Here is a 13357-nt window from a genome sequence, read left to right as displayed (position 1 = left end):
GCGGCGCAGCCGCTCAGGGGGTTGTTGCCTTCACTGCGCTGCCCAGCCGCCGTCCATGTTCCATGCCACGCCACGCACATTGTTGGCGGCGGGGGAGCAGAAGAACACGGCCAGTTCGCCCAGTTCTTCGGGCGTGGTGAACTGCATGGAGGGCTCCTTTTCGCCCAGCAGCAGTTTTTTGGCGTCTTCGTTCGACAGGCCGTGTTCGGCCGCCTTGGCATCCACCTGCTTTTGTACCAGGGGTGTCAGCACCCAGCCGGGGCAGATGGCGTTGCAGGTCACGCCGCTGGTGGCGTTCTCCAACGCGGTGACCTTGGTCAGACCCACGATGCCATGTTTGGCCGCCACGTACGCGGCCTTCTGTGCCGAGCCCACCAGGCCGTGCACCGAAGCCAGGTTGATGATGCGGCCCCAGTCGGCGCTTTTCATGGCCGGCAGCGCCAGGCGCGAGGTGTGAAAGGCACTTGTGAGGTTGATCGCGATCACCGAGTCCCAGCGTTCCACGGGGAAGTCCTCCACATTGGCCACGTGCTGGATGCCTGCGTTGTTCACCAGAATGTCCACGCGCCCAAACTGCGTGGCGCTGTACTTCATCATGTCTTCGATGTCGGACACGCGGCTCATGTCCGCACCGTGGTAGGCCACTTTGGCACCAGCAGCTTCGCCAGCCGCCAACACCTCGGCGCGGGGGCCATCCACATCACCAAAGCCATTGAGCACGATGTTGGCACCCTGGCGGGCCAGCGCCTTGGCGATGCCAAGGCCAATGCCGCTGGTGGAGCCGGTGACGAGTGCAGTTTTGCCTTTCAGCATGAGAGTCTCTCCGAATGAATTACGATGCAACGCAAGGAAAAGTCGGCTTGCATGGCCTGGCAATGCGAGCCGACTTTCACTTGCATTATCAAGCGCTGCCCCCCGGATTTCGCACCCATGATTGAACCTACGCTGAACTACGTACTGTGCCCTGGCCCCGGGGCGCCTGTGGTGTCTTCCGGTAACTCTTCCACATCCGAGGCTACACACCACCGCATGGCGTATTGGGAGTGGAATGCCACGGGCAACCCGGCGCATCCCCATGTGGTGGTCTGTGTGCATGGCCTCTCGCGCCAGGGGCGCGACTTCGACAGCCTGGCGCGTGCGTTGAGCCAGCATGCCCGTGTGATCTGCCCCGACGTGGTCGGGCGCGGTCAGAGCGATTGGCTTGCCGACCCGATGGGTTACCAGATTCCCCAGTACGCCGCCGACATGCTGGCCCTGCTGGCCCAACTGCACCAGCAAGCGCCTATCACCACCCTCGACTGGGTGGGTACCAGCATGGGCGGGCTGATCGGCTTGGCCATCGTGGGGCAGCCAGGTTTGCCCTTGCCGGTGCCCGTGCGCAGGCTGGTGCTCAACGACGTGGGTCCCGTCATCCAGTGGGAGGCCCTGCAGCGCATCGGCTTGTACCTGGGGCAACTGGCGCGGTTTGAATCGCTGCAGCAAGCGGCTGATGCCATGTGGGCTATCTCCAGCAGTTTTGGCCCCCACACGCCCGAGCAGTGGCTGGATTTGTCGCGCGCCATGGTGCGCGCGGTGCCGGAAGCTGCCGGTGGCGGCATCACGCTGCACTACGACCCCGCCATCGCTGTACCGTTCAAGACATTGACGCAAGAGTCTGCTGTGGCGGGCGAGGCCATGCTGTGGCAGCTGTATGACCACATCACGGCGCGCACCCTGTTGCTGCGCGGTGCGCAGTCGGACCTGCTGTCGCGTGAAACCGCTTTGGCCATGGCGCAGCGTGGGCCCGGCGCGCAAGTGGTCGAATTTGAAGGTGTAGGGCATGCGCCCACGCTGGTGGCGGTCGATCAGGTGGCTGCGGTCACGGGCTTCCTGCTGACGGCGGAAGGTGCTGTGGCCGGATGAAAACCTACCCTCCCGCACAGGCGTCCCACACCCCTCAGGCCGACGCCGTCCCCCAGCTCATTGCCGCCACCGCGCACACGCTGCCCGAGCAGGTGAACGCGCTGTCGCGTGCGCGAGCCTTTGCTGAACCCCTGATGGCCGGCGAAACGCTGGATTCCGGCGAAAACACGCTGGCCCACGCCGATGCCGTGGCTGCCATCCTCAAGGGCATTGGCGGCTCGGAGGCCATGCAGGCCGCCAGCTATCTGGTGCATGCATGCATCCACCTGAACAAGCCCGAAGAGGTGATTGCCAAGGCCTTCGGCGCAAATTTTGCAGCACTGGCGGTAGAGACCACCAAGCTCATGCGCGTGCAGCAGCAGGCCCGCACCGCCGAGCACTTGGAAGACCCTGCTGTGCAGACCGAGAACGTGCGCAAGATGCTGCTCGCTTTCTCGCGCGACCTGCGTGTGGTGATGCTGCGCCTGGCCTCGCGCCTGCAGACGCTGCGCTTTCATGCGGCGAGCAAACGCCCGGTATCGCCCAGCCTGGCGCGCGAGTCGCTGCAGGTGTTTGCGCCGCTGGCCAACCGCTTAGGCATCTGGCAGGTCAAGTGGGAGCTGGAGGACCTGTCGTTCCGCTTCCTGGAGCCCGACACCTACAAGGAAGTGGCTCGCCTGCTGGATGAAAAGCGCGGCGAGCGCGAGGTGTACATGGAGCAGCTGCGCGCCCGGCTCGAAGCTGACCTGCGCGCGCGCAGCATCAGCGCCAGCGTGCAGGGGCGCCCCAAACACATCTACAGCATTGTCAAGAAGATGCGCGGCAAGTCGCTCAACTTTGACCAGGTGTTCGACATCCGTGCGCTGCGCGTGGTGGTGCCCACAGTGAAGGACTGCTATGCCGCCCTGAGCTGGGTGCACGAGCAGTTCAAGCCCATCGTGGAAGAGTTTGACGACTACATCGCCAAGCCCAAGCCCAACGGCTACCAGTCGCTGCACACCATCGTGCGCGACGACCACGGCAAACCCATCGAGATCCAGATCCGCACCCAGGCCATGCACGACCATGCCGAACATGGCGTTGCGGCGCACTGGGCCTACAAGGAGGCGGGCAGCAAGGGCTATGCAGGGGTTTCGGCCACGGGCGAATACGACGCCAAGATTGCGGTGCTGCGCCAGTTGCTGGCCTGGGAGCGCGATCTCTCGGGCGCCTTGCCCAACCGGGGCCTGTTTGAAGACCGTATCTATGTGCTGACCCCAGACGCCGCCGTGGTGGAGCTGCCCCAGGGCGCTACACCGGTGGACTTTGCCTATGCCGTGCACACCAGTGTGGGGCACCGCTGCCGGGGCGCCCGAGTGGATGGCGCGATGGTGCCGCTCAACACACCGCTGCAAAACGGGCAGACGGTGGAGATTTCCACCGTCAAGGAGGGCCGCCCTTCGCGCGACTGGCTCAATGCCGAGCTGGGCTACCTCACCAGCAACCGCGCCAAGGCCAAGGTGCGCGCCTGGTTCAACGCCCAGGCCACCCATGAAACCGTGGCCCGTGGCCGCGAGGCGGTCGAAAAGCTGTTGCAGCGCGAGGGCAAGACCTCCGTCAAACTGGATGACCTGGCGGTGCAGCTGGGCTTCAAGTCCGCCGATGCTTTGTTTGAGGTGGTGGGCAAGGACGAGTTCTCGCTGCGCAACATCGAAACGGTGCTGCGCCCGCCCGAGCCGGTCCTGCAGCCCGACGACTACCTGCTGCTCAAGAAGACACGCACCAACGATGCCGCCCCCAAGGGCGGTGTGCTGGTGGTGGGCATCGATTCGCTAATGACCCAGCTTGCCAAGTGCTGCAAACCCGCTCCCCCTGATCTGATCCGTGGGTTTGTCACGCGTGGCAAGGGCGTGAGCGTGCACCGGGCCGACTGCAGCAACTTTCGGGAAATGGCGGCACGCAGCGGCGAACGCGTCATCGAGGTGGAGTGGGGCGCCTCCAAGTCGGCGGCGGTTGCGGCCGTGTACCCCGTGGACGTCGCTGTGGAAGCCGCCGACCGCCAGGGCCTGCTGCGCGACATCTCCGAAGTGTTTGCGCGCGAGAAGACCAATGTGATCGGCGTGCAGACCCAGTCGGTGAAAGGCACGGCGTGGATGACCTTCACGGTGGAAGTGGCTGACTCGGGCCGCCTGAACAAGGTGCTGGGCATTGTGGCTGGCGTGTCTGGAGTGCGCTCCGCGCGCAGGCGCTGAATTTCTGCTTCAGGGGGATGGGCAGCGCGCCGCAGGCAGTCTTTGCCATGTAGTGTTCTATTTTGAATGGAGCCTCGATTTTTATGGCTATAATCGAAAGCTAAACAACGACAGGCGCGTAGCTCAGCTGGTTAGAGCACCACCTTGACATGGTGGGGGTCGTTGGTTCGAGTCCAATCGCGCCTACCAAACATCGCAAGCTAAACCAGGGCTTGTAGCAGAAGCGCCCGCTAACAAGCGGGCGTTTTTGTTTGTGCGTACGGAAAAAGTACGGAAACAAAAATAGCCCTTGCCGGGCGTATTGGGGCACCTTTGCGCCCGCATGCTCTGCTTTGCTGCCCATCTCTCCGAGACTCCGGGCTGCGTTGTCGCCGTATCAAGCTTTCTTGTCTCGGGGGTGTTTCAGTGCCACTGAGCTCTCAGCGGAGTTGTGCCAGCGCACGTATCTCTTTGAGGGAGTGCTGCTCATCGGTCTTTGGGTTCCCAAATCGCCGGCGCACTTCGCGTTCTAGCTCGTGCGCCATACCGCGTGCTTCCTTTTCTCCGCGTAGCGCCCGCAGCCGCCACTCACGGGCCTGGGCCATCAGTTCATCGTCATGCAATTCTTGGATTTCCATGGCAGGTGTCATTGTGCCCAAGTGAGCGATGTTCTACTTTCCCCGGGGCTATGGCGTTCTCCTTTGAGGGGGATTCAGGTCTGTGCGTCTCCGGCCCGTGGTCACGGTCGGCCGCGCTGTCGTGCTTGCGCATCAAGCCAGCCCTTGGCGTCTCGCCTCGTCGGGCTTCCATCGTTCCCTCGCTTTGCTCGGCTTACGCCTTTGGCTCGCCTCGTTGAGCCAGGCCTGCGCGCTGCGCTTGCCTCCAGGGGATCGGCTGGTCAGCCCATCCCCGCCGCACTGCGCTTGGCGCCCCTTTAGATACTGCCTAACCAGCCGTGCCGGATCGGCCTTCGCGCCTGCGTCGCTGCGCGCTTTCGCTTGCGTGGAGTCGGCGTGCATGGCGGGCCTGTGCCTGTTCAGCCGTCTTTCCTTCCCTCATCACCTTCTTCGCGACCGTAGCGAGCGCCGGGGTGCCGTCAAGGCGCGCCAGGCCGTGTCCTCGCCTTCGGCTGCGGGCCGCACCACTCCTGGCGCTTCTTCCTTGACGGCACCCCGGCGCGCGCTCCTTTGGCTGCGGGCGATGAACTCAGGAAAGACGGTGGCAACGAGGCCAACCGGGTTCCTCGTGCCGACCCCACCGGAAGCCCGAACAGGGCTCTGAATCTAGGAATCCGGTGAGGCTTTTCTTCAACAGCCAACTTCGTCAGGAGAAATCACCATGCAACTCGCATCCCGCTTATCCCGCTTTGCACCGCAATCCCCGGTGCTGCGTTCCGAACAGCCCTTGTCGGACGACCAGATCAGGGCAGTAGCCCCGTCCATCTTCGCGCAGTCTCCTCACGGCAGCCGTTCCGAGCGCTACAGCTACATCCCCACTGCCACTGTGCTGCAGGAGCTGAGAGGGGAGGGCTTCCAGCCCTTCATGGTCTGCCAGACCCGTGTGCGTCAGCAAGGGCGACGCGACTTCACCAAGCACATGCTGCGGCTGCGCCATGCCAGCCAGATCAATGGCCGCGAGGCCAATGAAATCATCCTGCTCAATTCCCATGACGGCACCAGCAGCTACCAGATGCTGGCGGGCATGTTCCGCTTCGTGTTCCACAACGGGCTGGTGTGCGGAGACACCGTGGCCGATGTGCGCGTGCCCCACAAGGGCGACGTGGCGGGGCAGGTCATCGAGGGAGCCTATTCCGTGCTGCAGGGCTTTGTGCAGGCCCAGGCATCACGTGAATCCATGCAGGCCGTCACGCTCGATTCCGGGGAATCAGATGTGTTCGCCCGCGCAGCCTTGTCCCTCAAGTACGACGACCCAGTCAAGCCCGCGCCCATCACGGAGTCGCAAATCCTGATGCCCCGCCGCACGGACGACGACCGGCGCGACCTGTGGAGCGTGTTTAACCGCACCCAAGAAAACCTCATCAAGGGTGGTCTGCGTGCACGCGCTGCCAATGGCCGCAAACAGCAGACGCGGCCCGTGCAGGGCATCGACCAGAACCTGCGCCTGAACCGCGCCCTGTGGCTGCTGGCGGATGGTATGCGCCAGCTCAAGGCCTGAACGCAGCGGAGGGGCGCAGCCCCTCCCTCAATCCACTTCTTTTCATTTCCTGTTTTACGCCTTTGTGCTTTCCAACTTTCCGATTGGAGCCAGATCATGAACAACACGACCTTTTCTGAAACCACCGCCATCGTTGCAGCCGATGCCATCGCCACAGGCAGCGACACCCCCCAGCGCCTGCTGTTGATCCCGCTGTCCAAGCTGCGGCCCTCCAGCCGCAACGTACGCAAAAGCGGCGGTACTTCGATCCCCGAACTCGCAGCCAGCATCGCCCGCGTGGGACTTCTGCAAAACCTCACCGTGGTGGCCGCGCCTGATGGCGAGCATTTCGAAGTGGTGGCCGGGCGCCGCCGTCTGGCCGCGCTCAAGCTGCTGGTCAAGCGCCGCAAGCTGGCGAAAGACCATGAGGTGCACTGCCTGCTGGTGCAGGACGATGCGGCTCGCACCGTGAGTCTGACCGAGAACGTGCAGCGAGAGGCCATGTCTCCCATCGAGGAACTGTTCGCATGGAAAGACCTTGTGGCCGAGGGGCGTCCAGTGGAGGATATTGCCGCTGACTTCGGTGTGACACCCCTGGTGGTGCAGCGGCGCTTAAAGCTTGCCAACGTCTCGCCGCGCCTGCTGGCGGACTTCGGGAATCAGGCGGTAACGCTGGAGCAGTTGATGGCGCTGGCCATCACCGACGACCATGCGGCGCAGGAAGCCGCGTTCTATGAATCCCCGCAATGGCAGCGTAGCCCCGAGGCGCTGCGCGACCACCTGACGAGCGAGGAAATCGACGCCAGCCGCGATGCGGTGGTGCGCTTTGTAGGGGTTGAGGCGTACGAGCAGGCGGGCGGCGGTGTGCGCCGCGACCTGTTTTCGGACGAGCAGAACGGCGTGTTCCTTGCCGATAGCGCTTTGGTGGATGCGTTGGCGCGTGACAAGCTTGCACCGACCGTCGAGCAGGTGCGGGCCGAGGGATGGGCCTGGGTGGATGCCGCGCCCCGCGCCACGTCTTCCGATCTGTACCAGTTCCAGCGGGCTCGCTGCACGCGCCGCGAACCCAACAAGACCGAGGCCAAGCGCATTGCCAAGCTGGAGGAACAGCAAGCGAAGCTGCAGGAGCAACTGGACGACGAGAACGAAGAAATGACTGACGAGCAGGCCCAGGCCCTGCAGGACGAGATGGACGCCCTCGGCAACGAACTGGACGCCATCGAGCAGAAGCTGGTCGAGTACCCATCCACAGTAATTGCGATGGCTGGGGCCGTGGTGACGGTCGATCACATGGGCGGTGTTGTGGTGCATCGCGGACTGCTGCGCGAGGATCAGGCCAAGGCATTGCGAGAGCAGGCGCGGCAGGAAGGGGGCGGGGCGGGGGGCAACCCGGATGCCGACAGCGACGAACCGGCCAAGCCCGGTATCTCGGAGAAGCTTGCGAAGCGCCTGAGCGCGCACCGCACGGCTGCCCTGCAGGCCGAGGTGGCGCGGCATCCGCAGGTTGCGCTGGTGGCCCTGGTGCACCGCCTTGCGCTACGCGTGATCGTGGACAGCTACGGCACGGGTGGATCACCTGTCGGGGTCAGCGCCACGCCGCAGGATGGCCTGGGGTTGCATGCGCCGGACATGGACGAGGCTCCGGCTGCAGTGGGCATGCTCAAGGTGCGGCAGGCGTGGGCCGACCGCCTGCCCGAGGACCCAGATTCCCTGTTCGCTGAGTTGCTGGCCTTCCCGCAGCAGGAACTGCTGTCGCTGTTGGCGGTGTGCGTGGCCTCCACAGTCAGCGTGCTGGCCTCGCAGGAGGAAGAAGTGCCCGCCGCCGCGCTCGCGCAGGCTGTGAACCTCGACATGCACGACTGGTGGACACCGACCGCTGCGGGCTACTTCGTGCATGTCTCCAAAGCCAAGACGCTGGAGGCGGTGCAGGTGTTCGCGCCCGACCAGGTGAACCGGCTGGGCAAGCTCAAGAAGGCGGAGATTGCGAGCGAGGCAGAGCGGCTGGTGGTGGGAACGGGTTGGTTGCCCTTGATGTTCCGGATGCCGGAAACAGTCGCTGAAACGCAGGCCATTCCGGAGGGCGATGGTTGTGCCGACGCGGAAGTCCAGGAGGATGAGCACGCAACCGCGTAAGCATGAAGCCCCTACCTTCGGGTCGGGGCTTTTTGGGGAATCGGCGCAACGCGCGCGGCAGGTCTGCCGCGCGCGTTTGAACTTCCGGGATTCGCACCACTTCGGTGTCCTGGATGTGGCGATACGCCTCTGTTCGCTGCGGCGGGTTGGGAGTACCCATGGGAGACGAGAGCATCGAGCGGCACCGATCACCCGCCATCCTGCGCGTTGATCTGACTGCGACAACGCACCCGGACACCCATCCCCATGAACCACCAAGGCGTCAGCGAAATATTCTTCGAAGAGTCCTACACCGTGCCCGCCGATCAGACGGCAAAGTCGCTCTTTGCCCGGCTTCCTCACGGAAGCGGGTACGCAGAGCGGCTGATCGAATGTCTGGCCACCGGATACTTGGTGGCTGTCATTGAATCCATCTGCATCCGTGAAATGCAGTTGCATGTCGATGCTGCAGAAGTGGTGGTCGGCCGAACAATCCGCATTGATCATCGGGCGCCCATCCCGCCCGGCTCACCACTGCGATTGCGCGGATGGGTTGAACGACTGGGCGAGCGGAGCGCTACGTTCCGTGTCGAGGCCCACGACGCGCACGAGCTTGTATGTGAGGCAACCGTGACCCTCGTGGCGGCGGAAAGGGCGGCCATGGAGTCGCGCATTGCGGCCAAGGTCGCTGCGCTACGGCAGGAGCCCCCAGCGGCAGATTTGCCGCAGTAGCGTTCAGAGCGTGGGGGCGTGACCATGCGTCCGTACTACCAGGACGACGACGTCACCCTGTATCACGGCCGTGCGGAGGCGTTGCTACCGCTCCTGCCGCAGGCAGATGCCATCGTGACCGATCCGCCCTATGCAGAGACCAGCCTGGTGTGGGATCGATGGCCGCAGGGATGGCCGACCCTGGCGATGGCTGTCGCGAAGCAGATGTGGTGCTTTGGCTCGACGCGCATGTTCATGGATCGCGCGGCGGACTTCCAAGGCTGGCATCTCTCGCAGGACATCGTGTGGGAGAAGCACAACGGCTCGAACGCTTTCGCGGACCGGTTTCGCCGGATTCATGAGTTGGCGCTGCATTTCTACCAGGGCAACTGGCGAGACATCCACAAAGAGCCTCAAGTGACCCTGGACGCCACGGCCCGTGTCCTGCGCCGCAAGAGCCGCCCCACGCAATGGGGCGGCATGGGAGACATGCGTCTATGTCAGCGAAGACGGCGGGCCGAAGCTCATGGAGAGCATCATCTTTGCGCGCAGCTGTCACGGCTACGCCGTCAACGAGACCCAGAAGCCCGAAGCCATCGTCGTCCCGCTGATCCAGTACAGCGTGCCGCCCGGTGGACTGGTCGTGGATTGCTTCGCGGGCAGCGGGACCACACTGGCCGTGGCCAGGAAGACGGGCCGCCGTTCCGTCGGCATTGAACTCCGCGAGGAGCAGTGCCAGCGCATCGTGGAGCGGCTGTCGCAACGCGAGTTGCCTGGTGCCTGACGGTCGATGACGGCTGGCGTGGATCGGTTCGGGAACCGTGCCAGAGATCCTGCAGCGGCGCGGTGACCGGGTGCTGGGGCCATGCATCCTTTCGACACAGGATCACCCCCACAGCGGCCTTGTATGGGTCGTGAATCCTGGCGCGGGCACGGCGGCGCGGCACTGCGTTGGCACCGCCTCGGGCTTGTTCGCCGCAACCGTGCGGAACGAGAAATTTCCCCTCCGCTGCGCGGATTCCTCGCGAGGCAAATTTCTCGTTCCTTCCGGTCCTTCGCTGTGCTGCGGCCCCGCTTCGCTGGGGGTGCGGCGCGCCCGACCCTCTCCGATCGGATCACGCCAAGGCCGCGATGGGCGCGACCTGGACAACCTCGAAAGGACTTCATCATGGCCAACATCGGCACCTTCACCGTACAAAACAACAGCTTCACCGGCACGGTGCGCACCCTGACGCTCAACGTCAAGGTCCGCCTCGTGCCCAGCGACAAGGCAAGCGAGAACGCCCCCGACTACCGCGTCGTCGCCGGCAATGGCCTGGAGATCGGCGCCGCCTGGAAGAAAGTCAGCAAGGCGGAGCGTCCCTACTTGTCCGTAACCCTGGATGACCCGTCATTCCCCGCTACCCTCTATGCCCGAATGGTCGAGGGCGAGGACGGAGCGCACAACCTGATCTGGACGCGCAGCAAGGGCGACTGACGTCGCCCGGCGCCCCGCTGCGGCGGGGCGCTTTGTGGTTCATTGCTTGGGGCATATTGGAAGATCGCAGACGGGCGGGCCTGGCCTGCGGCTGTCTGGGTCTGCGTCAAAGCGGGAATCCGTTTTGGCGGATGGTCGTATGTCCGGATCTGTGGATTTGCTGCTGTGCGTGTTTCTGTAGATCTGTCGTGTGGGGTTTGCAGGACTGTGGCCTTCTGTAGAAGCGTTTCTGTGGTTCTGCTGAGATGTGCGTCTCCGGCTATGCCGGACTGCGCTGGCGTGCTGCGCACCGAGTCGACGGGGCGTCTCGTCCCTGTGGGCTTTCATCGCTGACGCCTTCGCCCCGGTTGGGCTGCGCGCTGCGCTTGCCTCCAGGGGATCGACCTGCGGCCCATCCCCGCCGCGCTGCGCTTGCCTCCAGGGGATCGACCTGCGGCCCATCCCCGCCGCGCTGCGCTTGGCGCCCCTTCAACACCGCCGAACCGGCTGTGCCGGATCGGCATGGGGTTCGCGCCTTCAATGGAGGGCGTGCCTGGTGGTTGTGGTTGGCTTGCTGTTCCCTTCACCGTAGCACGCCGTTCTCGCCGTCAAGGTCTGCGCGTGCGTCGCACGCTGGCGTCCTACCGGCCGTCTTCGAACCCTGACAGCTGCGCTGCGCCGTGCTGCATCCGGTCTCGGGCAATTCCGCCCGGAATCCTTTCAAGGAGAAAGACCATGACGAAGCTCATTACCGACCAACAGCGTGTGCAACTGCTGGCCAATGGCTGCCGATCCACTGAAACCGATGGATTCGATCCGCCCCCTGTTGTCAAGCTGTTCACGCCCGATGCGGGCGGCACCTGGCTGCTTTCAGAAATCGCCCCCGACGACGAGGATCGCGCTTTCGGGCTCTGCGACCTGGGGCTTGGCTGTCCGGAGTTGGGCTATGTGAGCCTGGAGGAACTGGCGGGCTTGCGGGGCCGTTTGGGACTGCCCGTAGAGCAGGACCTGCACTTCCAGGGTGACAAGCGTCTCAGCGCCTATGCGCGCGAAGCGCGATTGGCAGGGCGCATCGTGGCGTAGTCGCCACAGGCATCAACTGCCGGCTTGCCCGGCTGGCGGCTGATGCCATTCGCTGGGAAGCCGGGCTTCCGTTTCCAACATCAACTCGCCCGCGCTGCGGTTGAGCGCCCGGGCGATCTTTAGGATCAGGGCCAGTGTGGGCATGTGCTCGCCGCGCTCAATCTTGCCCATGTGGGACCGCTCGATACCGGCCAGGTGCGCCAGCGATTCTTGGGCAACGCCATCCCCGGTGCGCAGCGCGCGCACGGCCGCGCCAAACGCCAGTGCCGGCGCGACCTCGAAGGTCGTCGCACCGGCAGGCCGTCCGCGCTGAATGGGGCGCTTCTCCATGCTCGGAAGCGTCCGATTTCAGTACAACTAAAACCACGTTATATTTAACTCTTTCGCTGTCCCGTTTGCGACTTTCGGAGGGTTTCGAGGCCTTAGTCTTCACAAAAGCGCATCACTGCGGCTGTAGCATTTCAATTCCCTCTGCAGAGGAACCATGACCTTCCTCACCGAACCCCAACGCTCTCAGATGCTGGCCTATAGCGCTGCCCGCGCAAGCGGCCAGGCCGTCGACCCGTTTCCGGTCGTCAAGCTGTACACGCTGGACGGGCCGGCCTGCTGGCTGCTCACGGAACTGGATGCCGATGGTGATCGCGCATATGGGCTCACGGATGTGGGAACCGGTTTCCCCGAGTTGGGATACGTAAGCCTGTCGGCACTGGAGGCAGTGCGCGGCCCCAGAGGCCTTCGCATCGTGGCCGATCCGCATTTCAAGGCGCGCCAGACCTTGTCTGCTTGCTTGGCCGACGCGCAGCGCGACGGATCGATCACCGACTGAGCCCTGCCGCCACTGCGGCGTGCAGCATCGTCGCTGATCGCGCGACGGCGCATCGCCGCAAAAGCGACCCAACTGGCTTGTGCCTGTGGCAGCTTCCTTCAGAAGAAGGGAGTTTCCGGATGTCCCAATCCCATGCTAAAGACTTGCCAGGCGCAGCCTGGGCTGTCTCGGCTGCTTACCTCTACACCCTGGACCTTGACGGCCCGGCGCTCGCCTGGGAGTACCTGCGGCGCAACCCCGCGTACCAGTCGGATTGGCGTTTGCAACGTTCTCTGGTGCCATGGGGTGTCCACCGTGGTGAAGACCCCGCCCGCGATGCGCGTGAAGCCCAGCTACTCTGGATCACGGCGCCTGATGCGCTGTTGCACGTTCGCGGGTCGACCGTGCGCCGTTCCGCTGCTTCCCCGCGCTTCGACTTGTGGCGTGTGCCGGGCCGCAAGCGCCTGGTGCTGAGTGATGCCGGCCTGACCCTGCTGGCCGAGGTCTCTTCGCATCGCCTGCAAGTATCACTGGCCGGTGACCTTGGAGACGGTGAGCCGTACGCGGTGACCGTTCCGCTCGGCCCCCGCCTGCGCGGTCAACTCGACGCATTCAACATGCAGGCCCTGGCTCTTCGGGGAGAGACGCCTTTTGCAATGTCCGTGCGGGCGTCATCGCGTGCGGCCCTTCTGCATCTGCGCGCCCTGCAGGCGCTCGATGGCCTGCAGGCGGGAGCCTCCCACCGCGATATTGCCCAGGTCCTCTTTGGCGCTGAGACCGTAGCAAAGCGCTGGCAGGCCGACGGCGAGCTGCGGGCCCAGGTCCGGCATCTGTTGCGCCGTGCCGAAGCGTACATGCAGGACGGATATCGGGTTCTGGCGGGTGTAGTGGGCACTGCGGCGCAGCACCCCGGAGACGAGCCGGTGCGCTGAATATCTCCCTGCC

13 protein-coding genes, 1 tRNA gene and 1 pseudogene are annotated in these 13357 nt (G+C 64.4%); 12 read left to right on the top strand and 3 right to left on the bottom strand.

Annotated features, from left to right (window positions below; genetic code table 11):
• Positions 1 to 30: 30 nt before the first annotated feature.
• Entirely contained in the window at positions 31 to 813 is a 783-nt protein-coding gene (locus tag IB243_RS17775; protein ID WP_192428568.1) for a 3-hydroxybutyrate dehydrogenase, read from the bottom strand.
• 117 nt (positions 814 to 930) lie between these two features.
• Here IB243_RS17775 and IB243_RS17770 point away from each other — a divergent pair, with 117 nt between their 5' ends.
• From IB243_RS17770 to IB243_RS17760, 3 genes are all read left to right on the top strand, one after another.
• The gene (locus IB243_RS17770) at positions 931 to 1902 is read left to right on the top strand and encodes an alpha/beta fold hydrolase (protein ID WP_192428567.1); all 972 of its coding nucleotides are present in this window, start codon (positions 931 to 933) and stop codon (positions 1900 to 1902) included.
• Positions 1899 to 4112 (top strand): bifunctional (p)ppGpp synthetase/guanosine-3',5'-bis(diphosphate) 3'-pyrophosphohydrolase, encoded by a 2214-nt coding sequence (locus IB243_RS17765; protein ID WP_057270983.1) that lies wholly within the window; start codon positions 1899 to 1901, stop codon positions 4110 to 4112. The genes IB243_RS17770 and IB243_RS17765 overlap by 4 nt, the downstream gene beginning before the upstream one ends.
• A 112-nt stretch (positions 4113 to 4224) precedes the next feature.
• A tRNA-Val gene (locus IB243_RS17760) sits at positions 4225 to 4301 on the top strand.
• A 230-nt stretch (positions 4302 to 4531) separates the two neighbouring features.
• Here IB243_RS17760 and IB243_RS17755 read toward each other — a convergent pair.
• A complete protein-coding gene (locus IB243_RS17755) occupies positions 4532 to 4729 on the bottom strand; it encodes a hypothetical protein (RefSeq protein ID WP_192428566.1) in 198 nt (65 codons plus the stop codon).
• Positions 4730 to 5429: 700 nt separating this feature from the next.
• Here IB243_RS17755 and IB243_RS17750 point away from each other — a divergent pair.
• From IB243_RS17750 to IB243_RS17725, 7 genes and pseudogenes are all read left to right on the top strand, one after another.
• Positions 5430 to 6266: a DUF932 domain-containing protein gene (locus tag IB243_RS17750; RefSeq protein ID WP_192428565.1), complete on the top strand. Its 837-nt coding sequence runs from the start codon at positions 5430 to 5432 to the stop codon at positions 6264 to 6266.
• A 96-nt stretch (positions 6267 to 6362) separates the two neighbouring features.
• The gene (locus tag IB243_RS17745; RefSeq protein ID WP_192428564.1) at positions 6363 to 8378 is read left to right on the top strand and encodes a ParB/RepB/Spo0J family partition protein; all 2016 of its coding nucleotides are present in this window, start codon (positions 6363 to 6365) and stop codon (positions 8376 to 8378) included.
• Positions 8379 to 8624: 246 nt separating this feature from the next.
• Positions 8625 to 9089, top strand: a complete 465-nt coding sequence (locus tag IB243_RS17740) for a thioesterase family protein (protein ID WP_192428563.1) — start codon at positions 8625 to 8627, stop codon at positions 9087 to 9089.
• Positions 9090 to 9113: 24 nt separating this feature from the next.
• A pseudogene (locus tag IB243_RS27485) lies at positions 9114 to 9491 on the top strand (DNA methyltransferase); the annotation flags it as partial.
• Between the two features lie 103 nt (positions 9492 to 9594).
• Entirely contained in the window at positions 9595 to 9852 is a 258-nt protein-coding gene (locus tag IB243_RS27145) for a site-specific DNA-methyltransferase (RefSeq protein ID WP_225585031.1), read from the top strand.
• Between the two features lie 384 nt (positions 9853 to 10236).
• The gene (locus IB243_RS17730; protein WP_192428562.1) at positions 10237 to 10545 is read left to right on the top strand and encodes a DUF736 domain-containing protein; all 309 of its coding nucleotides are present in this window, start codon (positions 10237 to 10239) and stop codon (positions 10543 to 10545) included.
• A gap of 714 nt (positions 10546 to 11259) precedes the next feature.
• Positions 11260 to 11607 carry a DUF2958 domain-containing protein gene (locus IB243_RS17725; protein ID WP_192428561.1) on the top strand — a complete coding sequence of 116 codons (348 nt, stop codon included), beginning with the start codon at positions 11260 to 11262 and terminating at the stop codon, positions 11605 to 11607.
• Between the two features lie 12 nt (positions 11608 to 11619).
• On the opposite strand, the gene IB243_RS17720 is transcribed toward IB243_RS17725, so the two are convergent.
• Positions 11620 to 11937: a helix-turn-helix domain-containing protein gene (locus tag IB243_RS17720; protein ID WP_192428560.1), complete on the bottom strand. Its 318-nt coding sequence runs from the start codon at positions 11935 to 11937 to the stop codon at positions 11620 to 11622.
• A gap of 154 nt (positions 11938 to 12091) precedes the next feature.
• Between IB243_RS17720 and IB243_RS17715 the strand changes: the two genes are divergently transcribed.
• Positions 12092 to 12433: a DUF2958 domain-containing protein gene (locus tag IB243_RS17715; protein ID WP_192428559.1), complete on the top strand. Its 342-nt coding sequence runs from the start codon at positions 12092 to 12094 to the stop codon at positions 12431 to 12433.
• 119 nt (positions 12434 to 12552) lie between these two features.
• Positions 12553 to 13344 (top strand): DUF2285 domain-containing protein, encoded by a 792-nt coding sequence (locus IB243_RS17710; protein WP_192428558.1) that lies wholly within the window; start codon positions 12553 to 12555, stop codon positions 13342 to 13344.
• Positions 13345 to 13357 lie beyond the last annotated feature (13 nt).

It is taken from the genome of Acidovorax sp. ACV01, assembly GCF_014851495.1.
Lineage (GTDB): Bacteria > Pseudomonadota > Gammaproteobacteria > Burkholderiales > Burkholderiaceae_C > Acidovorax > Acidovorax radicis.
Note: the sequence above shows the minus strand (reverse complement) of the source record. Positions and strands in the feature narration are given on the sequence as shown.